This is a genomic window from Streptomyces sp. NPDC058469 (genome assembly GCF_042721125.1).
Classification (GTDB): Bacteria; Actinomycetota; Actinomycetes; order Streptomycetales; family Streptomycetaceae; genus Streptomyces.
Window position 1 is genome coordinate 1 of record NZ_JBHXME010000094.1, and the last position, 26,616, is coordinate 26,616.

The following is a 26,616-nucleotide window of genomic DNA, read 5'->3' on the forward strand; positions in this document are numbered from 1 at the left end:
TCTCCTAAAGCCGGTGTCGCAGGTTCGAATCCTGCCGAGGGCACCGCTTGCACAGCAGGTCAGAGTGGGTACGGGCCCCTCGTTCCATTCGAACGGGGGGCCTCTCTCATGATCAGAGTCCACTAAAAGTCCACACGCCCACGTGATCATGCTTGTCACTCACCCATACGGGGGACTGGACTAAGTTCAACAGACACGTAGAGTGTCGGCACGAGAGGGGCAGGTACGTCTCCCCGCGCGCGCCTGAGACACGCCTCTCGCGTACCTGTGTGATGCCGCTGGGGAGAGTGACCCACACAGGCAGAAGGCCCCCACCGCTGTAGTCGGTGGGGGCTTTCTGATGCCCAAGGTAGACCGCCCCGGCACCGATGGGTGCCGGGGCGGGACGCTTTGACTGAGTCGTAGCGTCTAACGACCGGATAGGGCGGAGACACGTACGCCGTCCGGCCGCTTCGTTACCGCGCGCCTGCCGGGGTCTAGGGCCGCAAGCGGTGTACATGGGGTTCCCCTCCCCCAAGATCATTAAATTTGCCTGGCTGGGCAAAGACAACAAGTCATGATCACTAGACCGTTGGGCGGGTGCCCCTTGACCCGATGCCCGACTGGGTACTCCCCCGCCGCAGGGAGATCGGGGCACGCATCCGTACCGCCCGCGAACACGCCGGCCTCACCCAACTCCAGCTCGGCAACCTCATCGGCCGCGACCACCGGACCATCCACCGCTGGGAGTACGCGATCCGAATCCCAACCCTCGAAGACCTTCTACTCCTCGCGGACGCCATGGGTATCCCGCTCTCGGAGTTGGTGAAGTGACCCGCCGCAGGCCTCGGGGGTGGGCGCTGCGGCGGGTCGGCGGCCAGCCCGCAGGGGCCGGGCCGACCGCGTCATCCCGTCTCCGACCTGCTCCGGCTGGAGGCGGAAGTCAGTGCCAGTCGATACAAGGCGCGCGCGTCCATGCAGTAAGAGGTCGGCGTGCAGTACGCACAGGTGCGTATATGGCTGTCGAACACCTTCGCCGCCTCTTGCCGTATGCACTGGGCGCAGGCCCGCGGGTGCCATCGCAGCAGGGCCCGGTCGACAACGCTGATCCGCGGCCCCAACTCGGCCGCCGCCTTGCCGCCACACCAGACGCACCGGTCGCCGTCGATCCGCTCGCTCGGCAGGTCGGCAGCGCACGGCATGGGGAGCATCGCAATGGGGTCCGCGAAGTCCGGATGCACTTACTCGTCCGGGAGATCAGCGAGGGGGACGAGGTGGTGTGTCTCCCGGCAGGGGGCGCACGCGAACAGGCTGCCACCGGGTCCAGACCCCTGCTCCTGGACCTGGATGAGGCGAATCGTTCGGCTCATCCCGTCGTGCCAACTGCACCAGCCGTACCCGGTCGTCGGTTCCTGCTCGGCGTCCGTTGCTTCGGCGTGCGTCACGTGCTCACCTCGTCTTTGATGTCGGCCCAGACCTCGGGGCCCTGCGGCGTGTACGAGCCGCCCCATCGATCGGCCGTGCGTAGGGCGTCGAACGTCTGTTTCCAGCGCTCAACCTCGTTGGGGGGCGGGGCGCTGGCGTGCAGGCGTATGCCGTCGCCAGTGCGGAGCAGGTGCACCGGTCCGGCGAGTGCGCGCTCTAACGCGGTCCGTAAAGCCGCAGCTCTCAGACTTATGGGCATACCCGTTCCCCGCTCTCGTGCGAGAGAGTAACTCTCGTACGAGACTAGACCGAGCGGCACTACTCTGTCACGTAAGTCACATGGAAGGAGGCGCACGGTAGTGAGCACCGAGACGCCGCTGTACCTGCGGGTAGCCGAAGAGCTGCGCGCCCGCATCGAGGGCGGCGAACTGGTCGCAGGCGACCGCCTTCCATCCGTGGCCGAACTCATCAAGGAGTACGGCGGCAGCAACAGCGTTGCGAGCGCCGCCTACAAACTCCTCGTCGACGAAGGCCTCGTCGTCTCACGCCACGGCGCCGGCCACTACGTCCGAGGACAGGACACACCCAGCCTTCTGGTCCGCCAGCATCGGAGGCACAACGAGGACTCGCCCTTCGCGGAAGGCGCGGCCCAGCAGGGCGCGGTGGGAACGTGGCGTCCCGAATCGACGACTGAGCAGGCGAGTGAGACGGTGGCCGCACGGCTGGGCATCACCACGGGCGACGGCGTCATGCACACTTCGTACGTCTACCTCGCAGACGACCGGCCGGTGCAGCTCGCCGAGTCGTGGGAGCCTCTCGCCCTCACCGGGCAGTCTCTGATCGCGCTCCCGGAGCTCGGCCCGTACGCAGGTATCGGCGTGGCCGCGCGGATGCGGGTCATCTCAATCGAGGTAGGCGATCCGGTCGAGCGGGTGCGTGCCCGGCAGGCGAGCAGGCAGGAGGCGCAGGCCCTCGGCATGAACCCGCCCGGCCCGGTCCTCGCCGTTGAGCGCACGTTCTACGACCAGGCCACCGGGCGCCCGGTCGAGACGGCGGACATTGTGATGCGTGGCGACCGGTGGGTGGCCGTGTACGGGCAGGCTCCGCAGGTCTAACTCGCGGCGGCCCACACGTTGTTAGCGTCGGGCGTGTACCCGGACAGCGTGATCGACGTAGGCAACGCCGTCTGCCCCGACGCGCTCCGGCAGAACCGGTACCCGGACGCGGCCAAGTTGGCGTTGCCCGGGGTGAACGCCGCCCCGAGAGTCGACCCGCACGCGAACGTCGGGCTCGTCGTCCCCGCGAACAAGAACGCCGCGTACAACTTCCCGGCCGGCGCCGAGTACGAGGAGAGCAGGTTCATCGCCTTGTAGCCCGCGCTAGTCCACACGGTCGATTGGTCCGCGGTGATGCCGACTCGGTTGCCTGCGGTGTCGTAGTACCCGGCGAGGCACTGGGCTGCGGTCAGCCCCGATCCTGCGGCGCCGAGCACCGCGTGAATCTTGCTGATGGTGGCAGCCTGCCTGAGCACCAGCTCGACGAGGTAGATGAACCCAGCGGACAACGGTGTACCCGAGGTCGATGAGGCTGCCGGGTCGAACGCCCACGCAGTCAGCCCGTGGTCCGAGGGAACCCACTGGTTGCCGTACGAGGCGAGGCTCAGGGCGCCGATCGCCGCGGGGGTGACCGGGTCGGAGCCGCCTGATGCGTGGCTCGCCGCGTGCGCGGTGGGCGTCCTCGCGTCCGTAAACCGGCCGTCGTTGCCCGCGGCCACCGTGCCCGATCCCGTGCCCACGCTGAGCGTGGCCGCGCCACCGAGCCCGAGGCTCGTGCGTGCGGTTCCCGGGTTCGGGAGGTCGCTGAGGTTCGAGGCCTTCGCGAGCTTGCTGCTGTCCGCGTACGCCCTGTCTCCGTGTGGATCAGCGGCCCCCGTGTGGGTGGTCAGCGCGGCCGTTGCGGCGGCCCTATCGCCGTGCGGGTCCGCGGCGCCGGTGTGCGTGGTGAGCGCTGTGGTGGCTGCGGCGCGGTCTCCGTGTGGGTCGCTCGCCGCCGTGTGCGCCGAGACCTTCGCCGTGGCGTCGGCCGCCGCCGCGGTGGTTGCAGCGGACTGCGCGGCGGTCGCCTTCGACTGCGCGCCGGTCACGGTCTCAAGCACGGCCGTGTCCGCGATGCCGTGCACGGTGGTCGTCTGCCCGGCATGCGTGGCGAGCGCGGTGGATGCGGCGGCGCGATCCCCATGCGGGTCCGTGGCGGCAACGTGCCCGGACAGTGCGGACGTTGCGGCAGCACGGTCGCCGTGCGGATCGGTGGCAGCGACATGCGCGGCCACCTTCCCCGTGGCGTCCGATGCCGCGGCGCTGATCGCTGCGACCTGAGCGGCAGTGGCTGCGCCAGCAGCATCGGCCCCCACATCGGCCGCGTCCAGCACGACAACGCCCTGCTCCCCGTTGACCGAGGTGACCAGCCCTGCGCCGCCGTCGCCCGGGTCGCCCTTGTCGCCCTTCGGGCCGGCCGGTCCCTGAGGTCCGGGCGGGCCGGGCACAAGGACGTACTCGCCGTCGTCCGAGCCCGCGTCGATCAGCTCGGACAGGTCGACCGTGCCAAGCGAGTGCGGCAGCGACACGTACAGGGCCTCGCCGCCGCCCGTCTCGACGCGGTACGTCCAGCCCGTCGGGTCGAACCCTGCGGCGTCGGTCGCGACGAGCGCCTTACTCCACTGACCAGCGGCGTCGGGCTGGACGACGACGGGGTCACGTTCGACGACGACGCCCCACTCCGCACCGACGACGCGGTCAGGTACGGGCCGGATCTTCACGGGCAGCGGGCGGCCGTTGCCATCGGCCAGCGTCTGGTGTCCGGTCAGGGTGACGGTCTGCACCCCATCGGGGAACGGCATGGTGGGTCACACTCCAGTTCGGTTGTACTCGTCCACCAACGGGTGCGCAGGATCAGGGTCGATCCCGGCCCGGTGCATCTGCGCGGCCCACCGGTCCGTCGTCCACGAGAACGCCCGGAGGATCGACTCCAAGCGGGACATGCGCCCACGCAACTGCCCGTTCTCCTCGTCCACGCGGGTCACGGTTGCCTGCAACACGGCCAGATCCGCCGACCGCAGCGCGGGTGCCGCCTGTACCTGAGCGGCCGCCTGCGTCGCCTCGGCCGTAGCCGCCGCCGCCCGCGTCGTAGCCCGTGCCGCGAACAGACCAGCGAGCACCATGCCGACCGTGCCGAACGCGGCGACAATCCCAGCCCACAGACTCACGGCGCCTTGCCTTTCCGGGCGGGTCTCGGCAGGTGGGGGACCGAGTATTCGGGCACCGTTGCCGCCCACAAGATGACCCCGACGTGCGAGGTGAGGTACCAGACAGCGACGTACGCGCCGCGCGAGTAGTCGCCGTTGAGGACGGCAGACGCATAGGCGACCGCCCACACGGTGGGGGGAGGAAGCGCGGCCAGGAACCCCAGCCCGTCACGACCGACCCGCAGGAAAGCCGAGCCCGTAGTGACGAGACCACACAAGATCCACAGCCACGCCCAATGACGCAGCGAGCACCAGTGCGTGAGGAGTTCAAGGCCGTGAGGGCTCGGGGGGTCGAAGAGGAAGCTGAGGCCCCAGCACGTCTTACCCACGCCGAGGATCAACAGGAAGATGCCGCGGCGGCCCAGCCGCGCCTTGAGCCGCCGGGCCGCCGCGCACATCAGACGCCGCCGGCAGTCTGCTTCGGGTACTGCGGCGGCCGGGCCAGCCCGAGGAACCAGCCCCACGCCTTCCCTGCTCTCTGCTCCAACAGCCGGAACAGGGCGTAGTAGACGGTGCCGAACCCGGCCGTGAGTGCGGCCGTCAGCGTGGCGTCGTTCATGGTGATGCCGAGCCGGGCCAACTGCACGGCGGCGAACCCCACGAAGTAGGGCACGAGGGTGCGCCACAGGGAGGCGAGCCAGTCGTAGAGGGTCATGATGCCGAGTCCTTCCAGAGGTCAGGCGACGACGGTGAACAGCCCGGTGTTCTTACCGAGCTGGCTGAGGGATGTGGTGCCGGGGATGCCGTTGGCGTCCGTGCCGGTGTAGCCGAGGTGGCGCTGCCACGCGGCGTAGGCCTTGACCGTGGTCGAGCCGAACGAGCCGTCCCCCGCATACGTCTTGGCGAGGTAGCCGAGCCTCACGAGCGCGGCTTCGGCGAGGTTCGTGCCGGCCATGTAGGTGACGTGGCCCTGCTTCGCGCTCGGGTCGGTCTTGGCCGCGGTGATGAGCTGCGACAGGTCCACGCGCGGCTTGGCGGGCGTCGGCGTGCCCGTGCCGCCACCGGGCTTGGTGGCGAGCTGCTTCTTCACGTCGGCGCGGAAGTCGTCCATGTCGAAGCTGGGGTCGATCTTGCCGGGCTGGACTTCCTTGTGCCCGGCGACGGACTTCTCCGTCCACCCGTGCGCCCGGCACAGGGCCGCCGCCCACAGCACCGCCTGGTGGTACTGCGCCTCCGGGTACGGGTCCTTGCCGTTGCCGAGGTTCTCTATCTCCAGCCCGTACAGCACGTCGTTGCCGTCCGCGTTGGCCTGGTTGTCCACGGGCAGCGGCGACTTCTCGGCGCGCAGCGCGTTGAGGACGTCGAGATCGACGGATCCGGCGTGGTTGGTGCGGCCGTGGCCGATCATCCACAGGCCCTCGGTCTTGCCGAGCCAGGAGTGGCAGAGCGGGCCGGGCAGGTCGGAGCGGCCGTTGTAGCAGATCTCCTTGTCGCCGTGCCCGGCAGTGTGGTGGATGAGTACGCCGATCACGGGGCCGAAGGTCTTGCCGGTCGCCGCCTCGCGGTTGTGCGTCGACCAGCCGGCGTGCTCGTGGACGGTGAGGCCCTCGGCCTTCAGCACGGTCAGCGTCGCGGTCGCGGTCAGGGGTGTGGCCATGGGGTGGTCCCTTTCAGAGGAGTTGGGCGTATCGGGGTGAGCAGCCGATCGCACCGCCGCCGCCGTACTTGCCGCCGGTCGTGGCGCCCGCCGTGCGCTGCACCTGGACCGAGACCTTCAGCTGGGTGAGCGCGAGATACGGGGTGAGGTCGAGGGTGAGGGCCGGGAAGACGTAGCTGAACGTCGCCGGAACCGTGCCGGACGCGGCAACATCCGTGTTGAGGAGGACTTGCCAGTTGCCGCCCGTGTTCGTGGCGGAGACGACGTCACCGAGGAGCACGAGGCCAAGGGAGAGCGTGGCCGTACGCGGGGACAGGACCGTCTCCCACAGGGTCACGAACGACGTGGCGTCCTCGTACACCAGGCCGTGCAGCGAGGTGGGGTAGAACGGCAGCTCGTCGCGTTCCCAGCCCGTCCGCTGGAGAGAGGCGAGTCGCTCCTCTACCTCGGCCAGCCGCTGGAGGAAGTTGCTGGTCTTCTGGACCTTGGGCATCAGACCCCCACGCAGGTGAGTTTGATGCGCTCGGGACCGTTCACCGACGTGTTCTCGATGGACACGATGCGCAGCACACCCTCACGCCCGGACGGGGATTGCGCCTCGGGGTCGATGACGAACAGGGCCTCGTCGCCCACGCTGTAGCTGCCGAAGGCGGGGTCGGTGTCCGCGGACACCTCGAAGGTGGGCTGCACTTGCGAGCCGCTCGCGGCGTCGAGGTCGGCGTTCGTCAGACCCTGCACCTGGTCCTCGTCGGTGACGCCGTCGTACGACGCCACCCCTTCGAGGAGCGGCCACCCCGAATCAATCAGGTCCTGATCCACGGCCGTTTTAACGATCTTCGCCTCGCCCGTACCAGCGCCGAGCCCCGACATTTCCGTGACCATCGACGTGCCGTCCTCCGGCCAGTCGTAGGAGAGGATCGACCCGGCGCCGCCGCCCTTCGAGAACACCAGCCCGGAGTCATCAGCCGTACGGCCACGCCGCGGATACCAGGACCGAGCACGGCGGTACCTGGTCGGCGGGTTGTTGTTCGCGATCGGCGTCCACCCGACCTCGATCGCGAAATCAAACCCGTCATCGGCCGCCGCGAGATCAGAGATCGCCTTGTAGATCTCCGGCCGCTCGTACCCGAAGTACGTCACATCGCGGGTGATGCCGTCTGCCGCCGCAGCGAGCGCGCTGGTGTCCAAGCCGATGTTGCCGCCCGGCTGATCGGTGGCGTACCGCAACAGTGACCACACCACGAAGCGTTGGTCGGCATACAGGCGCTGCCCGCCCGCGTCCACGTACGCAGGGTTGATCAGCAGCGATGTATCCGTGGACAGCGTCTTCTTCACGTACCGGTGCTGGTAGTACGACAAGAACTCGGCGGCCTGGATCTGCTTCCCGCCCGTGGCGTCCGTCCGCGTCCAGACGATGCCGCCCCACACGATGACCCCGTCACGGTCCACGTACACCGCAGTCCGCGCCGGGGTGCTCGCGGTCTCCGGGTCGAGGGGCAGCGTCTCGTTGTTGTACGGGATCGTGCCGCCGAGTTTGCCGATCCCATTCAGCTCGAACGAGTAGGTGACCGACGCGAGCGGCAGCTCGGCCAGCAGCGTGTCCGTACGCAGGTCGACGAACAGGTACGTGTACGTGTGCTGCGGCTGAGCGGCGGGCGCAGTCACCAGCGACGACAGCGCCATCAGGTCGACGCTCATGCGATCGGCTCGACAATCAGCTGCCCGTCCGAGATGCGGGTGACCGTGCCGACCGTGCCCGCCGAGGAGACGTTCCACTGAGGAGTGATCGTGAGCGCGGCACCGGGGGACAGTCCGTTGAGCTGGTACGTACGGCTCGCGTACGTACGCCCGTTGACCGTCGTGACCGCGTTCTTCTCCGAACCGGCCATCGTCGAGGCGCCCGACGCGCGCCACGCAGCCCACGCGGTCGACGTCGTGGTGTTCGTGTTCGCGACCGCCGAGCCGATCGTCACCTTCACCGACCCGGACGGCGGGACAGTCACCGTGACCGGAGGCCACTGCGCGGAGGTGAAGTCCACGAAAACACCGGTCGTGCCGAACGAGGCGGGCATGCCGACCTGGTCGGACGTCGACGGCCGGATCTGCTCCCGGACCTGCCGCACCGTGCCCGCCAGCTGCCCGACATAGAACGCGTCCGTGTCGGTGTAGTACAGCACCTGCCCCGGGTGCGGCCGAGGCGGAGCACCCGACGAGGCGACGGGCAGCACGCCGCCCGCAGCCACGCTGAACTGCCGGACATCGCCGATGTTGCCCGCGGCCACGCTCGTCTGCGACGGGGACAGCGAGATGTCCGCGAGGATCTGCGCGTTGGCGGGCAGCGTGCCCCGCACCGTGGCGCCGGCACTCGCCGCGTACGGGCCTTGGACAATCTCCAGTCGCCACTCCGAGGCGGACCCGGAGAGTTCGGCGTCGTAGACCGAGGCGACGACAGTGTCCCGCCGGAACTGGCCAGCGCCTCCCGCAGGTTGCACGGTCAGGGTGACGTCGCCGTCGTTGGCGCAGATGTATGTGCCTGCGCCGCCGGTCTCGTGCTGGTCGATGAACGCGAACCCCGCGCTGACGATGACGGTCATGTTCGGGGTGGAGGCTGCGCGCACCTTCAGCTGGTAGTTGGTGTAGCTGGGCTTCACCCCCTGCCGGATCCGCATCGGGGTGGACTCGTCGACTGCGAACCCCGGGTAGCTGAGCAGGCCCGTCAGGGCGAGCCGGTCGTTCCGCGCCGGGTAGCTACCGGCCTGCATCCACGCGGGGGGAGTGATCACGGTCATCGGTGGATCTCCTTCCTCTACAGGCTCGTGTCGCGCCAGGTGACGGTGAGCAGGGACGATTGGCCAGGGGCGCCCGGCAACGCGCTGCCTCGGTAGGCGAGTTCGTTGGAGCCCGGTTGGAGTAGCGGCCACGAGGAGCCGCCGCGCACCCATGAACGGCGGGGACTGGTGCCCATGAGAAGCACCGCCCGCGAGCGGGTATCGATGATCAGGAACTCGCCCACCTGCAACGAGGCGTCCAAGGTGAGATTGGCGCCCGTGCCGACCTGCTCGATCGCCGGGTTCGCCACCGGGCCGTCGATGCGCAGCACCGGAAACGCGGGACTAGCACCCGAGTTGACGGCCGTCACCCGCCCCGAGGTGCCCGCGCTGCCGTACGTCCGGGGGTGCGTCAGCGGGTACGTACGGCCGGCCGCCGGGCTGTAGGCGGTCGTCGATGCGGACTGCTCGTCGAGGCCGTACAGGTACGGGTCGGCGCAGTAGATCTCAAGGGCCGCGTCGCCGAGCCGCCACAGGTATTCGGCGTCGTACGGAATCGACCTCTTGCGGACCTTGCCGTAGACGAGGACGCCCTGATCGAGGAACTGCAACGGTGCGGGCTGGTCTTGCGGTTGGGTCGCGTTGCGCAGGGCGATGCTCAGGGCGCGCAGGTCGTCGGGGTCTTCACCGCGCAGGCCGAGGCCGAGCTGAATGGTGCGTGCCCCGGTGTAGTCGGGGCCGGTGTAGTCGCCGTGCTGGCCCGGCCGTTCGACGTCCTCGGTACGAATGTCCGGCAGGTCGTCGAGCCCCGAGACCGTTGTCACCGCGTACTGCGTGCCGGGGCCGAACATTAGGGGCCCCCACTGGATCTGTCCGAATGCTGCCACGGTCACCGCCTCCCTACGAGGCCCTGCCAGGACAGCGCCCGCAGGATGCCGTCCGGCGACGCGTCCGAGCCGTACAGATGGAAGTGGTTGTTCTGGTCGCCCACGCCAGCGGCAGCGGAAACATCAGCGAGCTGCGCCCCGGACGGCACGGCGAACGCGTTGCCCGTGATGTCGAGGGCGCCGGCCGCCATCGAGCGGGCGGCGTCCCGAACCTTGGCGGTCATGGCCTTGAATCCGCCGCGCAGGCCCTCGCCGTCCATGACGGCAATGTCGTAGAAGGCGCGGGACGGCGAGTGCGTCTTGTGCTTCTTCTTGACGGTGTTGAGCATCCCCTCGGCGATCTGCTCCATGATTTTCTCGATCGCCTTCTCCTGGGACTTCAGCCCGGCCACGAGGCCAGCCGCCGCCTTGATCCCGGCCCCGTACAGGGCGTCGCCCACCGTGTTGCCGGTCGCCGTCGCACTCTTGGCGAGCTGCGCCTGAAGGTCATTGATCTGCTTGAGCTGCGCTGGGGTCGCCTTCGCCAGCGCAGCGGCTGTCGCCGAGCCGCCCTCAACTCCGGCGTCCGCGATCTCCTGCAACAAGTCCGAGCGCAGCCCGGCCTTCTTCAGGGCGGCGATGTTGGCCTGGAACGCCTGCGACGCCTTCAGCGCCTGCTGCAACCCGACCGTGATCGACGTGACGCTGTTGACGTCACTGTGCCCGGTGGTGATGTTGGCCTCTTGGAGGATCCCCGACGTGATGTCCCCGGCAGCCTTCGACCGCGCGGCCACCAGGTCGTCCAACTTCTTCTGCGCGGAAGCGAGTTGCTTGAGGACGCTGTCCCGGCGCGTGACTTCCTTCTGGAGTTCGGCGGTCGCCTTCGCCAGGGTCTTCCCGACGCCGCTCTTGACGTTCGCAGGCAGGGCCTTGGTGATCGAGGCCAGCTTGGACTTGAGCTGCGCGGTGGTGCCGTCGATACCCGCTATGAAGCCCTTGATCAGCAGCTGTCCGGCCGGGGTGAGGATCTTGGCATCCTTGGCCTTCGGACCCTTCCAGTCCGTGAGCTTGCTGGTCAGGCCGCTGAGCGTGGACTGAACCGCGCCGATCTTCGATTTGATGCCGGAGATGAACCCGCTGATCAGCGATGCACCCGCCGCAACGAGAGTGCCCCCGAGACCACCGAGCGCAGATTTGGCCCGGCCCGGCAGACCAGACAGGAGCTTGACCGCATCCGACAACTTGCTGCGGATCCCCGACACCAACTGCGAACCCGCCGAAACGGCAGCTGACTGAAGCCTGCCGGGCAGCGGAGCGATAGCCGCCACGACCCGCCCCGGGAGGGCCACGAACAGGGTGACCGTCGCGTTGATGACGTTGCTGAACAGCTTCTGCGCCGACTTGAAGGCCCCGGACACATCGCCCGTCAACAGCTTGCTCAGCGTCTGGAAGGCGGGGATAACGATGGTGGTGATGACCGCGGTCACCAGCCGCGTCAGCATCGTCGCGAGCTGCGCTGCACCCTGGACCAGTGGGGCGATGGCCGGGCCCAGGTGGGACAGGATCTCCGTGGCGATCGTCGCGAGCGCGGTAATCAGCGGGGTCGCTGCGATCAGTAGCTGCGCGAACGAGACACCCAACTGCGTGAACGACGGCGAGAGTTGCACAAGGAGATCACCGAGGATGCCCAGCCACACGACCAGGTTGTCCGCAAACACAGCCGCCAACGGGGCGATGATCGCGGGCAGTTGAGCGAGGATCGGCGCGAGGGTGTTGGTGAGAATCCCGCCCACCTGCGTCACCACCGGGGCGAGCGCGATAAACACCGTGTTCAAGGCGTCCAGCAGCGGAGTCAGCGCGGGCAGCACCGCCGCAACCAACTGACCCAGCACGGGCAGCAGCGGAGCGACAGCAGTCACCAGCGTGCCGACCGCGCCGGCCGCGGTGACGAGGACTGGGCCGAGGGCGTCGATGATCGGGGAGAGCGCGTTGCCCAGCGCGGTGACGAGGGTTTGGATCGGTGGGCCGAGCTTGGTCAGGACGGGTGCGATGACGCCGAGGGCCTGACCGAGGAGCGGGGCAACGGTCGTCGCGATCACCGACATGGTGGAGAACAGGGCCGACAGCCCGGACTGCACCGCCGGTGACGCAAACGCCGTAGCGAGCGCACCGGTGATCTGCTGGAGGGTCCCGATGAACCCGCCGCCGTTCGCCTGCGCCGCCGTGAAGATCGAGCCGACGATCGAGAACACGTTCCCGGCGACATCGCCGATACGGCCGAGGAGATCGACGGCCGTGTTGATGGCCTTCTCCATGCCGCCCGACGAGAACGCCTTCGACAGCCGGTCCGCGACTTTGTCGGCGACCGACGCCGCCCCGGTCGTCAGCTTGTTGAACGCGGGCGCGGCAGCAGCACCGACCTGACCGACCGCCGTGACAACCTGCCCCGGAACTCGGACCAGGTTCCGCATGCCCTTCGTCGCGCCGTCGATCGCCTTGCCGAGGGTGCCGGAATCCGACAGCGACAGCGCTGCCCCGCCCACGCCCTTCGCCATCAGGTTTACGGACCCCGCCGAAGCGACGAGGCCACGACGCAGGATCGGCAACGTCTTGGCAGCGAGTTTGTCGAGGACCGTGTCCAGGCCGGAGAAGGCTTTGTTCTGGACCGTCTGCTGTACCTCGTGCAGCTGCGGGGCGAGGGAGTGGACTTCCTTCGCGAACGCGCGCGCGTTCGGCGCCAGCTTCTCCAGCGCCTTGTCGAAGTCCTTGGCCTTCGACGGGTCGAGCGCGGCCGTCAGTGCGTCGCTCATGCCGACCGCCGCCAACTTGACCGCACCAGAGGTCAGCTGAATCCCGATCAGACCGGTGACCGCGACCCCGGCCGCCGGCGCGACATTGGCCAGCGTCGCCACGATGTTCGCCACCAGCGGGACCGCCGTGCCGATCGACGCCGACGCCTTCGCGAACCCCAGCCCGATCGTCTTACCCGCCGACGCGCCCGAACTCCCGAGACTGCCGAGGAGCCCACGCAGCCGGTTCGGCCGGTCCTCGTCGATATCGACGTTCACGTGGACGTCGGTGTCGTCCACCTGCCGGGTAGCGGCGAGCAATTCGTCCAGCTGCCGTGAGGCCTGCCGAGTGGACGCCTGAACGTTGACGTTCGGGTGCTCATCACCGAGGCGCTGCAACTGCGTCTGCAACGTCTGGATCTGCCGGAGCGCGTCCGGCAGCGCAATGTCGATACCGATGCGCTGCGACTGGAGTTCAGACAGCTGACGGTGGACGCGGACCAAGTCGCGGTCGAGGTCCGTTGAATCGCCGTCGAGGTGGACCTGCGGCAAGTTCCGCAGCAGCGCGTCCAACTCGTTGTTGACGCCACGGCCCAGCGCGGCGCCCATCGAGGAGCCCTGCCGGGAGGCGTCCGCGATCGCCCCGGACACGCCATCGAGGTTGACCGCGAGGTGCGAGACGAGGTTCGGCAGGTTGATGTTGTCAGCCACGGGTCACACCTCCTCGGGGCGGGGCCACTACATAAGGGCCATCTCCATCAGGCCGGGGCCTGTGGTGGGCTGGGATCGGTCGCCGCCGGACTGGTGGGCGGCCTGGTGCTGATCGGCGAGCGTGAGGAGCTGCGCCGGTGTCATGTCCCAGAAGGCGCCGGGCTGAATGTGGAGGGCACCAACGGCGAGGTAGTAGTACTCGGCCCATGGCCAAGCCCCGGGGTCACGGTCTCCACGGCCGCCGGGGCTGCGTCGTTTCCCCGTGACTCCAGCGCGCGGGAGAGGGCCGCGTTGAACGCTGAGGTGTAGTCGCCGAGGCGTCCGGGGTCGAGGAGGTCGTCGAGGTTCGCGCCGTCCGTACGGCGCCGGTACACGATGTCCGAGACGGTGCGGTTGCCCTTGGCGTCGACGTGCTCGCGGATGTGGGGCTCGAAGCCTCCGGGGCCGACCATGCCAGCGCCGATCATCTGCGCGAGCGGGCCGAACGCGGCGCCTTGGCCGGTCGAGTCGATGGCGTTCTGCACGTTGCCGACCGAGCCGAAACGCGCTTCGAGGAGGGCTAGGGCGCGGAAGCTGTAGCGCAGTCCCACCTCGCTGCCATCGGTGAGCGTGATCGTGCCGCCCTCTGCGAGGAGGTCGAGTCCTGTGGTCATGGTGGTGTCCCTCTGTGAGTGCCGGGTTTCGGCCTGCGGGTGGGGAGGTGACCGGGGCGGGCGCGCTGAGCGAGAACGCGCCCGGCCCGGAGATCAGGCGATCGCGGCGGCGGTCTCGTTGATCGTGGCGCTGATCCACTTGCCGTTGGACAGCAGCGGGTCCGCGTCCGCTGTGAAGGACACGACGCGGAAGTCCTCCTGTGCGAAGCCCAGATCGGGGAATGCGCTGAGCGTCAGCTTGTGCAGCGTCCAGTGCAGGTCACCGCCCACGACATCCACGCCGTTCGGCGGGGTGACGCCCTCCAACTTGAAGGGCGGCAGGGTGGCCGTGGTGCTCGTGAGATCCCACACGGACTTCTGCGCCGGGGTGGTTCCGGAGTCGGTGACGGTGCCGCCGAGGATCGCCATCAGAACGTCCAGCGAGACCTTCGCGTGGTCGATCTTGACCTGGATGTTCGTGAGAGAACTGTTCGTCGCCAACTTCACGTTGTCGCCGCGCAGGGTCTTCGTCTCGATGTCTCCCGAGATCTCCATCGTCTGGATACCGGGCACGTCGATGAGGGCGCCGTAGGTCGGGGACCCGGTGGCCGGGTCGGCGGTCAGGGCCGCGATCTTCGCGTCCTGCACCGAGTAGAGCTTCGAAACGTGGGAGAGAGGCATCTCGTGTTCCTTCCTGGTGCCGGGGTCCGGCCCGGGGTTACGGGGTGATCGGCGGTGTCGCGGGGGCGGGCTCGGGGACGGTCTCGATGCGGCAGTTGGGCAGCTGTGGAGGGGGCCCTGCGTCCTGGGGGACGATCAGCCCGTCGACCACCAGCCAGGCGGTGCCGGGTTGTCCGTCGTCGCCGTGGACGCTGAGCGTTCCGTGGTCGACGTCGGCGAGTGCGAGGCAGCGGCCGACGATGGCGCCGGGGCGTGGTGGCCAGTGCGGGCCGAGCGCGGTCACGGCGTCCTCGCGGTCCATGCGGACGTGGGTGATCTTCACTGGGGGACCACCTCCGAGCGGCGCAATGTGCGGTGCACGAGGACCGTGATCGACTCGCGGATGCGGTTCTTCTCCACGGGGAAGCGGTCGATGTCCTGCACCCGCACCGCCGTCACCGGGGAGGGAGATGCAGGCAAGGTGCAGCCGTTGAGGGCGGCGGCATACACCTCGGCGAGGCCGTATCGTTCGGCGTTCTTCGCGACTCGGACCGTGGTCTTCTCGCGGGCGGGCTGAATGAGGTCGACGGTGATCGTCTCGACCACTTGGATTTCGGCGTCCGGGTCGCCGTAGTCGCCGTTGCCGGACGGGCTGACGGCGAGGTTCTCCTGCTGCACCACGCCGAACGGCGGGGCCTGTCCCTCGCGGGGCCCCTCGCGAAAGAACGGCACGCCGAACCCGAGGCCTTCGCAGAACGCCTTCACGGCGCCCTCTGTCGTCGCGGCCATCAGCGCCGCCCGATCTGCGAGGCGTGCGCCCGCCAGAAGATCTCGGTCATCTCGACAGCCGGGCGTAGGAACGGCCGCGCGGGACGTGCCTTCTGATGCACCTTGGCCACCGGGTAAGCGGCGCCCGGCCAGAACAACGCTTTCTTCGCGCTGGGGAAGATGTCGCGTTCCGCAACGCCGTACTCGATCGCCGCCGCGTAGTTGACGTTCGTGCCGACCACGTAGCCGAGCGACCGCCCGCCGCCCTCCGTGCGCGACACGATCGAGGACCGCAGGCGACCGGTGTCGACCGGGGCCCGGCGGCGTGCCTCGTTCTGCACGTCGATGCGCGTCCGGTCCACAGCACGCGCCACCTCGGCCGACATGCCGCCGAAGAACCGGCGCAGCCCGCGCTCGTACTCACGCGTGTTGATCAACTGCCCCGCCTGCGCCCGCATCTGCGGCCGGAACGAGCGACGTACCCGCACCATCAGATGCCCCCGATCAGCGAGACACCACGGTTGAGGTAGCCCGCCAACAGGGCGTCGACCTGCGTCGAACCCGTAGACGCTGCCGGGGAGACGACGTCCGACGACGCGTCGTCGTCGGAGTCCTCAATGGCGACGTTGTTGCCCTCGTCGTCCACCTGAAGCGAGGAGTCCTCAGCGGCGTCCGCATCGGACGGCCGGGCCTTCGCCTGCATGTCCGCCGCGAGCAAGGCGTTGCCCTGCCCAACCAGCAGCGGCGCAGCGTCATACCCGAAGGAGCCGAGCACCTTCACCTGCCGGGCACCCCACCGCTCCCACAGTCCGAGCCACCCGCCGGCATAGGACTCGGCACCCACCACGAGGTCGTCGTAGCCACCCCACGACAGGTGCAGGGCGTCGATCTGTCCGAGCACGTCAGACGACGTCACCCGGTACGCAGACGACGGGATAGACGGCCCGTCGCCTGCGGCCAGAACAGGCATGACCGAGGCGATAGTCCGGACGCGGCGCGGGAGGATGACCAGTCCCCCCGGCGCCACGTCCGCCACCACCACCAGGTCAGTTGGTTCGAAGAGCTGCCACGTGTAGCGCGTGATCTGCTCGCGGGCAGCCTCGATCCACGCGGCGACCTCGGCACTCGTGCCAGTCACTCCCGCGTCACGGGCCTGCACCTCGGAGCAGTACGCCATGCGTCAGCCCTGCTCGCCCTCGGCCGACTTGTCGCCGGCCTCCAGCTCGCGCTTGACGCCCTCGGTGATGAGCCCGCCCTTGGCGACGATCTGCCGGGCGAATCCGCCGGGGTGGGTGTGCAGGACCGGGCCGACCTGCTCGCCGCTCCCGGCCGAGTCGAGGGCGCGGTAGGCATCGTCAGGTGCGGCCTGGCCTACGTCCCAGCCCACACCGCCCGCGTACTCGCGGGTGGACACGACGGCCGCGTTGGGCTGCTCGTCTGCGGCGTCCGCAGTCTTACGTGCTGCCATGGATGATCAGCTCCTAGGAGATGACGCCGCGCGTCCGCAGAGCGGTGAGCAGCGAGTTGAAGGCGTTCGCGGCTGCGGTCAGGTCAGCGAACGGGACCGCGGCGTTGGCGATGACGGGCTTAGTCGTCCCGTCCATGAGCGGCAGCGAGGTGCCGATGACCTGCAGAACCTCGGTCTCCTGGTTGGTCACCTTGGTGCCGCCCTTGGCGAGCGTGACCTGCTTGACGACGCCGGCCATTACGGCAGCGCCGCAAACGTGATCTTGACGAACGCGGCCGGGGTGTGGACGGCCACGTTCGCGCGGCGCTCGGCGAGGATGACCAGCGTGTTCGCGGTGAAGTAGTCCGCGTGCGAATCGGTCATCAGGATGGTGACGCCCTGGCGCTCCCACAGGGTGGCGCCCATGCGGTAGCCGCCGAGGAGCGCGGTACCCGCGGTCATCGCCACGGAGGTGACGACGGTCAGACCCCAGATGCGCATGGGCGCGCCGGAGTCGGTCACCGAAGTGATCACCCGGAATTGCCCGTTTGCGTCGGTGTCCAACTCGATGTCTTGCCAGTCGATCGGGTTGAGGACCAGGGCGTCCGGCGGGTAGAGCGCCAGCTCACCCTGGGTTTTGGCCTTGCGGATGGTGATCAGCTTCGAGTCCGTGTTACCGGACGGGGGCTGGTAGGCGCCGATGCCGGACGTCGTGAGGATGCCCTGCATCTGCGTGGTGCCGTTGCCGGTGAGGATCTCGCGGTCGAGCTTGTACTCAAGCCCGTACGTGAGCCTCCCGTTGATGTAGCCCATCAGCTGGGAGTTGTCGTCCGCGGCCTGACGGGTGATCGGCACCCAGTGCGCGACCGTCTTGAGGCTCGTGCTGATCAGGTCGAACGTAAACGGCCCGCTCTTCGGCTTGTCGCCACCCTCGGCCACGACCGCCGCCGCGTTCCACGTCGACTGCGGGCCCGACGTGTCCCGCATGTACTCCAGCGTCGTCCCGTCGCTGACCTGCCTATCGAGCAGGCCCGCGATGAGCAGCGGGAAATCCGGGTTCTGCGGGATGATCCCCGGCACCCGAGTGTTCTGCTGCGGCTGCGTGCCTGTGGTGACCGTGCCGGCCGGGGCCGCACGGAAGTCCATGCCGTCGACCGAGAACTGACCGCGCTTGCCGCGCGCCCGGAACGTGGCCAGGGCCTCGCTGCGGATGAACGCCTCGGCGACCGTGAGCGGGTGCTCGTTGCCGTTGGCGTCGGGCTGCATGCCCGGCTGCACGCGGGTGTCCGGGGCCGGGTCTCCGGCCGGGAGCTGCGCGGCCTGGAGGGCACGGAGGCGGGCGTCACGCTGGTTCGCTGCGTCGATGTCCGCGGCTACCTTGTCGGCGCGCGCGAGGAGTTCGGCGGGGTCGCCCTTGTAGTCCGGGTCCTGGAGGTGCTTCACGATCTCGTCGCGCTGCTCCAGCAGGGTCGGTGCGCCGCCCTTGATGGGGTAGATCGGTCGGCCGTCACGACGGCGACCGATGGGGCGGATCTTCGCGAAGTTGCTCACGAGGGTCCTCTCGGTCCGTGGACGGCTCGCAGCCGCCCAGATGTCTGGGGGTCTGCGTCCGTCTGTCACGGCCGGTGGATCGCGCCCGGCATGCTCACGGCTTATACGTCCGGTGCGAGCGGCCCGGATGTGGGGAGGGTAGATCGACTGCGGGTGTGCGTGTGGGTGGGGGCTGCAATTCGCGGCGGCCCCCGCCCGTCACACGCTGGTGGTGGTCAGCCGGAGTAGCGCCGCCCGGCGTGCCCGCCGCTGCATCTCGACCTCGTGCGCGACCGCCGAGTCCCGGCCGTGCTCGCGGTCATAGTCGGCCAGCCGCTCGGCGAGGGTCGGCTCACCCACGGTCTCGGTGTACAGGGCGCCGAGCGCGGACCGGACGGTCTTCAGCTTGCTGCCGGGGACGGCCGCCATGCGCGCGGTGATCTGCGAGACCTCGATCAGCCGCGCGCTGCGGATGTTGTCCAGCACGTCGGCGCGGTCCTCGTCGCCCATCTCGGCGAGCTTCTTCCACTCCGGCAGGTCCGTGCGTACGAACCCCACGGACAGCTCCCGCGCCGAGCCGGACCGGGCCATTGCGCGCTTGTCGCGGCCGGACTGCGTGTCGTCGTACGCGCCCGCGATGTGCAGCAGGTTGGGCTGCTCGTCGGCGCGGAAGGTGCCGATCGGGTCGTACGGGCTGTGCATGAACAGGTAGGCGTACGACCCCTTGTCGATGCCGCGCTTGAAGACGCCCGGGTGGAACGTCGTGCCGTAGCTGTCCTTCTTCCCGTACTGGCAGGCCACGCCGTCGAAGGTGCCGTCCTGCCCCTCGTCGACACGGAACTCATGCTGCTGGAATACGCGGAACTCGATCTCCATTACCGGGTCCTCCTGCTCCTGCACGTCTGCGCGTGCGTCTTGGCGGGCCGCAGGTCTGCGGTCTGCGTCACGGCCACGACGTCGGGCAGGTCGTCGCGCGTCAGGTCGACGTCCGCCACGGCGTTGATCCGGGCTGGCTGCTGCACGTGGCAGTACGGGCACTCGATCATCAGGACGTTCACCGGTTCCTCCTTGCTCGGCAACGCCTGTTGCCGCAGTCGACCAGGTTCGGGTTCGCGAGCTGGTCCGTGATGCTGGCCGGGGGCGGTGATAGGGGCAGGCCCAGCTCCCGTTCCAGCCGCGCCGTGACGGAGTACGCGGCACGGTCGTGCGTGTCGCAGCGGCCAGCGATGGCCATGAGCAGCCGCTTCACTACCGGGCCTGCTTGAGGGCGTGCTCGGCGTAGACCTCGGCCACGCCGTCCATGACCGCCCGGTGCGACGGGCTGAGGCGCGGCGCGTACCGGTAGACCGCGCGGCCCTTCTTGTCTCGGCCGTCGTACTCGTAGACCACGCGCCCGTCGCCGAACGTCATGTGCTTGGGCAGCGAGCTGTCCGCGTCCGGCCGTACGACGATGTCCGCCTTCCCGTCGAACGGGCCCCGGCGCACCTCGTGGAACGGGACGCCCTTCGGGCAGTAGGCGCCCTCGTACTGGGCTGTGCCTGCGGGCTGGAGGATGGCGCGGACTTCACCGCGCAACAGCGTCGCCACGGTCAGGCCCCCACTCGCGGCGGCCAGCACCACGTGCCGGGCTCGGTGCCTTCGCTGCGGGAGGGAGCGAAGTAGTTGGCGGGCCCGTCCAGCCACACGCTGAGGTTCACGTCCGGGTGGACCGGGTGGTCGTTCACCGAGGTCACCATGGCCGCGTACGGCTGGCCGAGGCGGGGCTCGTTGAACTGAGCCGAGACGTCCGGCGGGTTGTGGCTGAGCTGGTCAAGGATGCGAGCTACGTCCTCCTCGGACAGTAGGTAGTGGACGATCCGTCCGACGGTGGGCAGGGGCATGGTCAGGACTCCTCGAACGAGTAGGTGAGAGCGCAGCGGCATTGGATCGACTGGCTCGCGGGCGCTGTGGGATCGGCGGGCCACCTGCTCTTCGTGAGGGTGAACCGCTTGTTCATCGCGGCCGTACGGCCGTTCTCCTGCCGGTGCGTCTCCCGAGTCCGCTGGTCCCCGGTGGCGAGCCACGTCTTGGTCGTCGCCCCCGCGTCCAGCGCGGCCAGGAACGAGGCCTGCGAGTAGCCGCCCACCGACTCTGTGCGGGCGATCATCGTTGCCCGGAAGTCCCCGAGGTTCGCGAACGTCCGCTGGATACGCGCCCGCAGCTCCGGCACCGACTCGCCCTCGGCTACACCGTGCGCCAGGATCTGCGACCGCAACACCTGCTCCGTCGTCGCCGTCACCTGCCCGGCCAACTCCTCGATCCGGTCGTCCAGCGCCCCCGCTACGTTCGGCTCGTCCAGGTCGAACGAGCCCGTGATCGACGCACCCCCGCGCTTCCACGCCCGCTCAACAAACGGCCGCAATGCCTCGCCCGTACGACGGCGCCAGTACCGAGGGTCGAAGAGCTGCCCCACCTTGATGCGCTCCTCCCACCCCTCCGGGCCGGACGCGACCTCCATGTCGGTGAGGCGCGCGGCCGGCACCTCCTCCGGGTCCGGGGGCGCGAGCACGAGCTGCTGCTCACGGGCGAGGGCGGCCGACTCGGTACGCACCTCGGTCAGCCACGCGGCCGACCGCTCCGGCTTCTTCATCAGCCGGTCGAAGTCCCGCAGTACCCGCTCGGCCTGCTCGCGGGCGAGGACCTGCACCGCTCGGCGGCCGGCGCGCTCAAGCTCGTCGTACGCCGCGTTGATCTCGCTGAGCGACGGTGACGACGGGGCGTCGTCCGCTCGGGACAGACGGGGCGTCGGACGGTCGTCGACCTGCGGCGGTGTCGCACCGAGGAGACGGCCGAGCACAGCCTCTACCGCGCGTTCGACGACGACCCCAACGTCGGGCGTCGGCGGCTGGAGACGGGACCAGTCGACATCCCACGACCGCGCCGAGTCGGCGGCCGGGGTGCCCTGCACGGGGGCGAACTGGGCCCTATACGGCGTGAGCGTGTGAGCGCCGAGCCCGTTCGGCAGCGGGTCAAGGCCGAGCGCCGCACGGGCCTCGTCGATCATCAGCGTGTCCGCGTACACCGTGGCCCGGGTCCGGTTGGCCACGGAGTCCTGCGAGTCCTGCAACGCGTCCACGCCGGACAGGTCGAACACCGCGTCTTCGGCATCCGAGGGCAGCATCCGCAGGTCGATCTCGGAGCTGACCATCTCCAGCTTCGGCTTGATCGTGTCCGACCACAGCGTGGCCTTCGCCGCGGTCCGGTTCTCGTACGTCGTGCCGCCGACGAGGTAGTCCCGGGGAACGCCGAAGGCGAGCATGACCTCGTCGGCGTTGGCCACGCGGGATTCGAGGTACTCCATCTCCTCGGGGGTGAAGGTCATCCGCTCAACGGCGATGCCCTTGCCGCCGGCCGCCCCGCCTCCCGAGCCGGGTTGCGAGCGGACGAACAGACTCTTTCCTGCGTTCCCCGGGCCCTGCATCGAGGAGCGCCACGCGGCGACGGTCTGGTTGTACTCGTTCTCGCCCATGTCGCCGAGGTAGACGATGTTCGTGGGCCGTGCACCGTTGGCGTACGAAGAGCGCTGCCACTCGCGGGCGAAGGCGTCCATGTCGACTGCGTGCCGTGCGGCCTTCCACGGGGCCAGGCAGCCCAGCGGGTCGAAGGGGTGCGGGTAGCGTAGCCAGATCATCTCTTCCGGCAGCACGGGGACCTGCGTCCCGTCAGCCCGGCGGATGATGAACCCGATGATGTTCGCGGTCGTCGGCCGCTGCACGATCGGCTTGTCCACCACCACGTCGACTTGGTCGAACACGAGGTGGATCTCGGTCGGGTCGCCGAGGCCGGTTTCGCCGCGGTCCTGCCAGATGAACGCCTGTCCGGCCAACTCGGCCTGCATGAAAGTCAGGTACTTCAGGGCGCGGGCCGACATGAAGGTGTTCGGCCGCTTGTTGAACAGGTGGGCGACCGAGTGGCCTTCGATGAACGAGCCGTCCGGCCGGGCCACTTCGAGGGGCACGCTGCTCGCGTTGCTGGCGATGGCGTCCGCGCACCGGTACGCGACGGCGCTGTTGGAGAAGCCGCGGGCCTCGGCGTCGAGGGACATGGTGAGGGACTGCTGTCCGCCGATCGAGGCGACAGTGATGGGCATGCGGTCCCGCAGGGTGTCGAGGCCCATGCCGGCCCGCGTCTCGGCGGTTCGGCGTAGGGCTCGGTTCCTGTAGTGGCTCACGTCGTCCTCCTAGGCGACCGCAGCGGTGTTGCCCGCGGGCGCGAGCATGAGAGATGTGAGGGCCCACACCATGGCGTCCAGTCGGTCGGGGCTGTCCCGGCCGGGAACCCACGTCGTCAGCTGCGTCTCAAGGTCAGGCAGGCTGTTCACGATGTGCCCCGCGTTCTGCGCAAACACGGCGGCCACGGGCTCGGCGCGCGTCGCCTTGCCGCGAGTGGCTGTGACGGTGTCGTAGTTCACCGTGGCGTCAATCTGCCGCAGCGTCGTCCCGATCCAGTCGCCGCCGTTGTTCGTCTCGGCGATGACGACGTCGGCCTTCCACGCGTGGTACGCCTCGGCTGCCTTGCGCATGCACTCCTCGGGCGACATGCGGCCGGACAGATCGTCGAGGACGTAGCCGTGCTGGCGGACGTAGCCGTTCTTGTCCGGGATGTACGCCTGGCCGAGCCCGGCAACGATGATGCCCATCTCGTCGGACTCGTCGCCGTCCTTCGCCGCGGGGTCGATGGCGACGACGATGCGCACGAGGGGCGGTGCTGCGCCCACGCGGGTCCGGTCGAGCATGAGGCGCTTCCACAGCGTCCCCTCGATGTCCTTCAGCAGCTCGCCGTCCAGCTCCTGCGCCTCGGTCGCGGTGCCGGCGTGCCTGCGGATCAGCTTGTTCCGCTGCTCCTGCGGCAGGTGGATCGCGTCGCGGGTGCGGCCCTTGGTGACGATGACGTCGGCGCGCTCGGTCAGCTCAATGATCTCCGTGCGCGGCTTGGGCGTGGTGCTGCCGATGTAGTGCGGGTTCGACCCGAGGCGCAGGCCCATCTCGCTGTGGGTGATCGCGTCCTTCAACCGGCGCTGCGCCGCGACCTCTTCCATCCACACGAGGCAGCGGTTACCGCCAGCTCGGAGACGCTCGACGTCGTCCGGGGTGTGGCTCCCGAATAGTTTGGCCTCGGCGCCGTTGGGCCAGCGCGCGAACGTGCCGCCGGCCGTGGTGCGCAGGACCACCCGCGGGTCGTGAGCCCTCAGCCCGGAGGGGCCGTTGACGCAGGACTCGACAGCGTCTCCCTGGGTCGGGGCGATGATGGCCATGCGGTGCCCGCCCCTCAGCCGCGGATCGCAGGGCGGGCCGTTGACGTGGGCGACCATGTAGCGGGCGCAGCCGTCCGTTTTGCCGGTGCCACGGCCGCCGAGTTGCAGCCACCAGCCGAGCGTCTCGATCTCGTCGGGCGGGACCTGCCACGGGTACGGCTTCCACTTCCCCCAGCGTTTCGCCCACAGCTTCGCCGCCAACTCCTGTTCGAGCAGCTCAAGCTCGGCCGGGGACAGCCCTGCCAATCGAGCGTCGAGGTCGGCGGCGTGCACGGGGCGGCTACTCCCATTCGTAGACGGTCTCGTTGGCGTGGCGCGTGTGCGGCAGCCGGAAGTCGAAGTGGTTGAGGAACAGCTCGCAGACGATCGACGGGTCGCGCGGGTACACCGACGTGCACGGCTGATCGGACTCGGCAGGAGGCGTGCTGGTGTCGGGCGGGTCATCGACTACTGGGTCGGTGGGCGGCGGGTCTCCGGGGGTGGGCTCGGTCATGCGTCCTCCAGCTGCGCGATCTCGTCAGCGAGGGCCTTGACCCGCGCCGTCATCTCGTCGGTGATCGTCACGTTCTGCTTCACGGGGGCGTACAGGCCGAGGAGTTTCGCCTCGTGGTCCATGGCCTTGACGATGGCTTCGCCAGCTTTCGAGGCGGGCAGTCCGCCCTTGCTGACCAGGGGCATCAGGCCGTCGATGACCTGTTGGCAGGTCGCGAGTTGCTCGCCGACGTAGGCGCCGAACGCCTCGGTGGCTTCCTGATGCAGGCGGACCCGGCCGCGCTTCCACGCCTGGTAGGTGTTCTTGACGTCGGCGTTGATCTCGGCGGCGATGTCGCGGAAGCTCATGCGGTCGCGGGTGCGCAGGAGCATGACGCGGTCCTCGCGTTCGCGTGCGATCTCTTCGTTGCGTTTGGTCGCCATGCCGTCACCTCCCTGGTGGGGAAGGTACGGAAAACGCGCGCGGCGGGATCTTGGGGGCTGCAATTCGCGGGCATGCCACGGCCCCCGCTGGAGGTGACGAACAGCGGGGGCCGGGTGCGGTTCCTACGCGCGAGGCCAGTCTAGGCCGGGGTGGCTCAGCAGGCGTCGTACTTCCATGTGCCGCCCTCACGCGCCCACGGCTGCGACTCCTGATCAAACTTCGGGAGCCCGGCCACCTTGTACGTGACCCGGGCCAACGCCCCCGACACCTCGGCCTGCACGTCGGTCGCCGCGTGGTCCGGGCCGTAGTCCGCGGCGGCCTGCGCGATCGCGGTGCTGTAGTCGGCGGCCGTCACCTTGCCCGCGCAGCGCTTCGACAGCGTGGCGTACGCGGTGTCTGCGTCGCCCTTGAAGTACGCCGTGGTGTACGCCTTCACGGCCTGCGTGACGAGCGCGGCATCGGCGGGCGTGGGTGTGATGCTCGGCGCCTCAGCGGTGGTTGGTGCCGTCTCCGGCTTGGCGTCGTCGTCCGACGAGGAGCAAGCGGTGAGCGCGAGGAGCGCGGCGGCCGTGACGGCGAGCAGGGCTGTGGTGTGGTTGCGCATGGTTCCCCCCAGTGCGGTGTGGTCTGCCGGGCATGGTGGCACAGGGGTACGACAGTGGGCATGAGCGAGGCCCGCGCCCCGGGGGAGGTAGCGCGGGCCTCTCTGTCCCTGCCCACTGTAGGGCGAGGGTGTGACAGCCAGGTTTGATCAGGGTTCGTAGAAGTCGTCCGGGTCGGGGAACCCGTTCTCGTCGACAGCGCCTTCGTAGTTCATAGCGTCGTTGTCGGACGGGTGCGGGTCGTCGTGGGGGTCGCGGGCTAGCGGCCTGGTCGGTGGATCGTCTTCTGCCGGGTCGGGGTTCTGGGTGGCGGGTTCGCTCATGGTTTCAGTCTCCTGGGGTGTTGTGCGGGAGTCAGGCGGTTGGCTGGTCTGTCACGTTTTTGTCAGTGGCCGCAGCCGGGGGCGGTCCACCATCCGCAGGTGGCGCAGTAGTCGAGGCCGAGGCGGCCCAACAGGCGTGTGATCATTCGCTGTTCACCTCCCTCTGCACGACGTGTACGTGGGTGTGGTTGGGCCGGTCGGGCGGGGCGCTGGTGTAGATCAACATCCCCTTCTGGTCCTTGACCCCGACAAGCTCGTGACCTGCGCATTGGCGGCAAGAGGGGCGCTCCACCCCCGGTGGGGGAGCGGGGTTAGCTGTACGGCGCACGGACCGCCACAGCGCGACGGCACCGACCACCCACACCGCCAGCACCCCCGCTGTGACCGAGACGGCGAACACCACCGCAGTCACGACCCCGGCGAGCACCACCAGCACGCACGCGCCGGCCGCACGCGACCGCTCCTCAGGCTCGGCCTCGGCCTGCGTCCGGCTGCTCACCGGACCGCCGTATAGACGTGGTCCCCGAGCCAGTTCGCGGACAGGGCGAGCGGGACGGCGGCGAACCCGGCGACGCCCGCGCTCGTGCCGAGGGTGATGCCGCACCATGTGCCGCGCTTGATCTCGTCGCCGTGCTTCGACTTCTTCGCGGCGGCGACGATGGCCACGGTCATGATCAGGACCAGGGCGCGGCCGGGCCACGTCAGCGTGACGAACGAGGCGCGCGCGGCCAACTGCTCAGCGTTCCCGCCGACACCCCAGACGAGGGCCGCGTCACCCAGCCAGTCGGACAAGCCGAGGACCGTGCTGGAGATGAGGCCGATGAGGCCGCCGACGCCGAGGGTGGTGAGGCAGCCGTACGCCCACGAGAGGAGGAACGGCAGGAGTTCCGAGGCGTGCTTGACGGGGTCCTTCATGAGCTGCTTGCGGCCAGGCCACCAGGTGACGAGCTGGTGGACGAGGAGGCAGAGGCCGACGGTGACGCCGCCGTAAGTCACATAGTTCATGGGG

Annotated in this window: 35 protein-coding genes; 2 read left to right on the forward strand and 33 right to left on the reverse strand. The window is 69.1% G+C overall.

The features are described 5' to 3' along the window. The first annotated feature begins 579 nt into the window (after positions 1–579). On the forward strand, positions 580–813 hold the full coding sequence (locus tag ACFWP5_RS32315; protein ID WP_384164510.1) for a helix-turn-helix domain-containing protein: 234 nt from the start codon (positions 580–582) through the stop codon (positions 811–813). A 407-nt stretch (positions 814–1,220) separates the two neighbouring features. Here ACFWP5_RS32315 and ACFWP5_RS32320 read toward each other — a convergent pair whose 3' ends face one another. Then, complete coding sequence (locus ACFWP5_RS32320; RefSeq protein ID WP_384164513.1) at positions 1,221–1,424, reverse strand: hypothetical protein; 204 nt, start codon at positions 1,422–1,424, stop codon at positions 1,221–1,223. 339 nt (positions 1,425–1,763) lie between these two features. Between ACFWP5_RS32320 and ACFWP5_RS32325 the strand changes: the two genes are divergently transcribed. Then, positions 1,764–2,519: a GntR family transcriptional regulator gene (locus tag ACFWP5_RS32325; RefSeq protein ID WP_384164516.1), complete on the forward strand. Its 756-nt coding sequence runs from the start codon at positions 1,764–1,766 to the stop codon at positions 2,517–2,519. On the opposite strand, the gene ACFWP5_RS32330 is transcribed toward ACFWP5_RS32325, so the two are convergent. From ACFWP5_RS32330 to ACFWP5_RS32485, 32 genes are all read right to left on the reverse strand, one after another. Then, positions 2,516–4,300, reverse strand: coding sequence for a hypothetical protein (locus ACFWP5_RS32330; RefSeq protein ID WP_384164519.1), 1,785 nt, complete (start codon positions 4,298–4,300; stop codon positions 2,516–2,518). The genes ACFWP5_RS32325 and ACFWP5_RS32330 overlap by 4 nt on opposite strands. Before the next feature lie 6 nt (positions 4,301–4,306). Then, positions 4,307–4,666 (reverse strand): hypothetical protein, encoded by a 360-nt coding sequence (locus ACFWP5_RS32335; protein ID WP_384164522.1) that lies wholly within the window; start codon positions 4,664–4,666, stop codon positions 4,307–4,309. Further along, positions 4,663–5,103 carry a hypothetical protein gene (locus ACFWP5_RS32340; protein ID WP_384164525.1) on the reverse strand — a complete coding sequence of 147 codons (441 nt, stop codon included), beginning with the start codon at positions 5,101–5,103 and terminating at the stop codon, positions 4,663–4,665. The genes ACFWP5_RS32335 and ACFWP5_RS32340 overlap by 4 nt, the downstream gene beginning before the upstream one ends. Continuing rightward, complete coding sequence (locus ACFWP5_RS32345; RefSeq protein WP_384164528.1) at positions 5,103–5,360, reverse strand: hypothetical protein; 258 nt, start codon at positions 5,358–5,360, stop codon at positions 5,103–5,105. The genes ACFWP5_RS32340 and ACFWP5_RS32345 overlap by 1 nt, the downstream gene beginning before the upstream one ends. Before the next feature lie 21 nt (positions 5,361–5,381). Continuing rightward, positions 5,382–6,302, reverse strand: coding sequence for an N-acetylmuramoyl-L-alanine amidase (locus ACFWP5_RS32350; RefSeq protein WP_384164531.1), 921 nt, complete (start codon positions 6,300–6,302; stop codon positions 5,382–5,384). Positions 6,303–6,315: 13 nt separating this feature from the next. Further along, complete coding sequence (locus ACFWP5_RS32355; protein WP_384164534.1) at positions 6,316–6,795, reverse strand: hypothetical protein; 480 nt, start codon at positions 6,793–6,795, stop codon at positions 6,316–6,318. Further along, positions 6,795–8,000: a hypothetical protein gene (locus ACFWP5_RS32360; RefSeq protein WP_384164537.1), complete on the reverse strand. Its 1,206-nt coding sequence runs from the start codon at positions 7,998–8,000 to the stop codon at positions 6,795–6,797. The genes ACFWP5_RS32355 and ACFWP5_RS32360 overlap by 1 nt, the downstream gene beginning before the upstream one ends. After that, on the reverse strand, positions 7,997–9,091 hold the full coding sequence (locus ACFWP5_RS32365; protein ID WP_384164540.1) for a hypothetical protein: 1,095 nt from the start codon (positions 9,089–9,091) through the stop codon (positions 7,997–7,999). Before ACFWP5_RS32365 ends, ACFWP5_RS32360 begins: the two co-directional genes overlap by 4 nt. A gap of 17 nt (positions 9,092–9,108) precedes the next feature. Next, entirely contained in the window at positions 9,109–9,957 is an 849-nt protein-coding gene (locus ACFWP5_RS32370) for a phage distal tail protein (RefSeq protein ID WP_384164543.1), read from the reverse strand. 2 nt (positions 9,958–9,959) lie between these two features. Further along, entirely contained in the window at positions 9,960–13,436 is a 3,477-nt protein-coding gene (locus tag ACFWP5_RS32375) for a hypothetical protein (protein ID WP_384164546.1), read from the reverse strand. 27 nt (positions 13,437–13,463) lie between these two features. Further along, a complete protein-coding gene (locus tag ACFWP5_RS32380; protein ID WP_384164697.1) occupies positions 13,464–13,604 on the reverse strand; it encodes a hypothetical protein in 141 nt (46 codons plus the stop codon). Beyond that, positions 13,577–14,089: a hypothetical protein gene (locus tag ACFWP5_RS32385; protein ID WP_384164549.1), complete on the reverse strand. Its 513-nt coding sequence runs from the start codon at positions 14,087–14,089 to the stop codon at positions 13,577–13,579. Before ACFWP5_RS32385 ends, ACFWP5_RS32380 begins: the two co-directional genes overlap by 28 nt. Before the next feature lie 93 nt (positions 14,090–14,182). Further along, complete coding sequence (locus tag ACFWP5_RS32390) at positions 14,183–14,749, reverse strand: phage tail protein (RefSeq protein ID WP_384164552.1); 567 nt, start codon at positions 14,747–14,749, stop codon at positions 14,183–14,185. A gap of 37 nt (positions 14,750–14,786) precedes the next feature. Continuing rightward, positions 14,787–15,071, reverse strand: a complete 285-nt coding sequence (locus tag ACFWP5_RS32395) for a hypothetical protein (RefSeq protein ID WP_384164555.1) — start codon at positions 15,069–15,071, stop codon at positions 14,787–14,789. Continuing rightward, positions 15,068–15,517 carry a hypothetical protein gene (locus ACFWP5_RS32400; RefSeq protein ID WP_384164558.1) on the reverse strand — a complete coding sequence of 150 codons (450 nt, stop codon included), beginning with the start codon at positions 15,515–15,517 and terminating at the stop codon, positions 15,068–15,070. The genes ACFWP5_RS32395 and ACFWP5_RS32400 overlap by 4 nt, the downstream gene beginning before the upstream one ends. Beyond that, positions 15,517–15,987: an HK97 gp10 family phage protein gene (locus ACFWP5_RS32405; RefSeq protein WP_384164561.1), complete on the reverse strand. Its 471-nt coding sequence runs from the start codon at positions 15,985–15,987 to the stop codon at positions 15,517–15,519. Before ACFWP5_RS32405 ends, ACFWP5_RS32400 begins: the two co-directional genes overlap by 1 nt. Then, positions 15,987–16,673 (reverse strand): hypothetical protein, encoded by a 687-nt coding sequence (locus ACFWP5_RS32410; protein ID WP_384164564.1) that lies wholly within the window; start codon positions 16,671–16,673, stop codon positions 15,987–15,989. Before ACFWP5_RS32410 ends, ACFWP5_RS32405 begins: the two co-directional genes overlap by 1 nt. Before the next feature lie 3 nt (positions 16,674–16,676). Then, positions 16,677–16,964: a hypothetical protein gene (locus tag ACFWP5_RS32415; protein WP_384164567.1), complete on the reverse strand. Its 288-nt coding sequence runs from the start codon at positions 16,962–16,964 to the stop codon at positions 16,677–16,679. Positions 16,965–16,977: 13 nt separating this feature from the next. After that, positions 16,978–17,202 carry a hypothetical protein gene (locus ACFWP5_RS32420; RefSeq protein WP_384164570.1) on the reverse strand — a complete coding sequence of 75 codons (225 nt, stop codon included), beginning with the start codon at positions 17,200–17,202 and terminating at the stop codon, positions 16,978–16,980. Beyond that, positions 17,202–18,494 carry a phage major capsid protein gene (locus ACFWP5_RS32425; RefSeq protein WP_384164573.1) on the reverse strand — a complete coding sequence of 431 codons (1,293 nt, stop codon included), beginning with the start codon at positions 18,492–18,494 and terminating at the stop codon, positions 17,202–17,204. Before ACFWP5_RS32425 ends, ACFWP5_RS32420 begins: the two co-directional genes overlap by 1 nt. Positions 18,495–18,692: 198 nt before the next feature. Further along, positions 18,693–19,349: an HK97 family phage prohead protease gene (locus ACFWP5_RS32430; RefSeq protein ID WP_384164576.1), complete on the reverse strand. Its 657-nt coding sequence runs from the start codon at positions 19,347–19,349 to the stop codon at positions 18,693–18,695. Next, positions 19,349–19,531 carry a hypothetical protein gene (locus tag ACFWP5_RS32435; RefSeq protein ID WP_384164579.1) on the reverse strand — a complete coding sequence of 61 codons (183 nt, stop codon included), beginning with the start codon at positions 19,529–19,531 and terminating at the stop codon, positions 19,349–19,351. The genes ACFWP5_RS32430 and ACFWP5_RS32435 overlap by 1 nt, the downstream gene beginning before the upstream one ends. 190 nt (positions 19,532–19,721) lie before the next feature. After that, positions 19,722–20,060 carry a hypothetical protein gene (locus ACFWP5_RS32440; RefSeq protein ID WP_384164582.1) on the reverse strand — a complete coding sequence of 113 codons (339 nt, stop codon included), beginning with the start codon at positions 20,058–20,060 and terminating at the stop codon, positions 19,722–19,724. Positions 20,061–20,062: 2 nt separating this feature from the next. Further along, a complete protein-coding gene (locus ACFWP5_RS32445; protein ID WP_384164585.1) occupies positions 20,063–20,353 on the reverse strand; it encodes a hypothetical protein in 291 nt (96 codons plus the stop codon). 2 nt (positions 20,354–20,355) lie between these two features. Further along, complete coding sequence (locus ACFWP5_RS32450; RefSeq protein ID WP_384164588.1) at positions 20,356–22,683, reverse strand: phage portal protein; 2,328 nt, start codon at positions 22,681–22,683, stop codon at positions 20,356–20,358. Positions 22,684–22,692: 9 nt separating this feature from the next. Further along, positions 22,693–24,039: a terminase large subunit domain-containing protein gene (locus ACFWP5_RS32455; RefSeq protein WP_384164591.1), complete on the reverse strand. Its 1,347-nt coding sequence runs from the start codon at positions 24,037–24,039 to the stop codon at positions 22,693–22,695. A 7-nt stretch (positions 24,040–24,046) separates the two neighbouring features. Next, positions 24,047–24,259 carry a hypothetical protein gene (locus ACFWP5_RS32460; protein WP_384164594.1) on the reverse strand — a complete coding sequence of 71 codons (213 nt, stop codon included), beginning with the start codon at positions 24,257–24,259 and terminating at the stop codon, positions 24,047–24,049. Continuing rightward, positions 24,256–24,681, reverse strand: coding sequence for a hypothetical protein (locus ACFWP5_RS32465; protein ID WP_384164597.1), 426 nt, complete (start codon positions 24,679–24,681; stop codon positions 24,256–24,258). The genes ACFWP5_RS32460 and ACFWP5_RS32465 overlap by 4 nt, the downstream gene beginning before the upstream one ends. Positions 24,682–24,836: 155 nt before the next feature. Then, the gene (locus ACFWP5_RS32470) at positions 24,837–25,286 is read right to left on the reverse strand and encodes a hypothetical protein (protein ID WP_384164600.1); all 450 of its coding nucleotides are present in this window, start codon (positions 25,284–25,286) and stop codon (positions 24,837–24,839) included. 147 nt (positions 25,287–25,433) lie between these two features. Further along, positions 25,434–25,607: a hypothetical protein gene (locus tag ACFWP5_RS32475; RefSeq protein WP_384164602.1), complete on the reverse strand. Its 174-nt coding sequence runs from the start codon at positions 25,605–25,607 to the stop codon at positions 25,434–25,436. Between the two features lie 142 nt (positions 25,608–25,749). Further along, positions 25,750–26,106, reverse strand: coding sequence for a hypothetical protein (locus tag ACFWP5_RS32480; protein ID WP_384164605.1), 357 nt, complete (start codon positions 26,104–26,106; stop codon positions 25,750–25,752). Further along, the gene (locus ACFWP5_RS32485) at positions 26,103–26,612 is read right to left on the reverse strand and encodes a hypothetical protein (protein WP_384164608.1); all 510 of its coding nucleotides are present in this window, start codon (positions 26,610–26,612) and stop codon (positions 26,103–26,105) included. The genes ACFWP5_RS32480 and ACFWP5_RS32485 overlap by 4 nt, the downstream gene beginning before the upstream one ends. Positions 26,613–26,616: the final 4 nt, after the last annotated feature.

Excerpts from the sequence above, each read along its gene's own strand:
- ACFWP5_RS32330 (WP_384164519.1), bottom strand. The coding sequence starts at position 4,300 with ATGCCGTTCCCCGATGGGGTGCAGACCGTCACCCTGACCGGACACCAG.
- ACFWP5_RS32340 (WP_384164525.1), bottom strand. The coding sequence starts at position 5,103 with ATGTGCGCGGCGGCCCGGCGGCTCAAGGCGCGGCTGGGCCGCCGCGGC.
- ACFWP5_RS32345 (WP_384164528.1), bottom strand. The coding sequence starts at position 5,360 with ATGACCCTCTACGACTGGCTCGCCTCCCTGTGGCGCACCCTCGTGCCC.
- ACFWP5_RS32350 (WP_384164531.1), bottom strand. The coding sequence starts at position 6,302 with ATGGCCACACCCCTGACCGCGACCGCGACGCTGACCGTGCTGAAGGCC.
- ACFWP5_RS32355 (WP_384164534.1), bottom strand. The coding sequence starts at position 6,795 with ATGCCCAAGGTCCAGAAGACCAGCAACTTCCTCCAGCGGCTGGCCGAG.
- ACFWP5_RS32360 (WP_384164537.1), bottom strand. The coding sequence starts at position 8,000 with ATGAGCGTCGACCTGATGGCGCTGTCGTCGCTGGTGACTGCGCCCGCC.
- ACFWP5_RS32365 (WP_384164540.1), bottom strand. The coding sequence starts at position 9,091 with ATGACCGTGATCACTCCCCCCGCGTGGATGCAGGCCGGTAGCTACCCG.
- ACFWP5_RS32385 (WP_384164549.1), bottom strand. The coding sequence starts at position 14,089 with ATGACCACAGGACTCGACCTCCTCGCAGAGGGCGGCACGATCACGCTC.
- ACFWP5_RS32390 (WP_384164552.1), bottom strand. The coding sequence starts at position 14,749 with ATGCCTCTCTCCCACGTTTCGAAGCTCTACTCGGTGCAGGACGCGAAG.
- ACFWP5_RS32400 (WP_384164558.1), bottom strand. The coding sequence starts at position 15,517 with ATGGCCGCGACGACAGAGGGCGCCGTGAAGGCGTTCTGCGAAGGCCTC.
- ACFWP5_RS32405 (WP_384164561.1), bottom strand. The coding sequence starts at position 15,987 with ATGGTGCGGGTACGTCGCTCGTTCCGGCCGCAGATGCGGGCGCAGGCG.
- ACFWP5_RS32410 (WP_384164564.1), bottom strand. The coding sequence starts at position 16,673 with ATGGCGTACTGCTCCGAGGTGCAGGCCCGTGACGCGGGAGTGACTGGC.
- ACFWP5_RS32415 (WP_384164567.1), bottom strand. The coding sequence starts at position 16,964 with ATGGCAGCACGTAAGACTGCGGACGCCGCAGACGAGCAGCCCAACGCG.
- ACFWP5_RS32420 (WP_384164570.1), bottom strand. The coding sequence starts at position 17,202 with ATGGCCGGCGTCGTCAAGCAGGTCACGCTCGCCAAGGGCGGCACCAAG.
- ACFWP5_RS32430 (WP_384164576.1), bottom strand. The coding sequence starts at position 19,349 with ATGGAGATCGAGTTCCGCGTATTCCAGCAGCATGAGTTCCGTGTCGAC.
- ACFWP5_RS32445 (WP_384164585.1), bottom strand. The coding sequence starts at position 20,353 with ATGCCCCTGCCCACCGTCGGACGGATCGTCCACTACCTACTGTCCGAG.
- ACFWP5_RS32460 (WP_384164594.1), bottom strand. The coding sequence starts at position 24,259 with ATGACCGAGCCCACCCCCGGAGACCCGCCGCCCACCGACCCAGTAGTC.
- ACFWP5_RS32465 (WP_384164597.1), bottom strand. The coding sequence starts at position 24,681 with ATGGCGACCAAACGCAACGAAGAGATCGCACGCGAACGCGAGGACCGC.
- ACFWP5_RS32470 (WP_384164600.1), bottom strand. The coding sequence starts at position 25,286 with ATGCGCAACCACACCACAGCCCTGCTCGCCGTCACGGCCGCCGCGCTC.
- ACFWP5_RS32475 (WP_384164602.1), bottom strand. The coding sequence starts at position 25,607 with ATGAGCGAACCCGCCACCCAGAACCCCGACCCGGCAGAAGACGATCCA.
- ACFWP5_RS32485 (WP_384164608.1), bottom strand. The coding sequence starts at position 26,612 with ATGAACTATGTGACTTACGGCGGCGTCACCGTCGGCCTCTGCCTCCTC.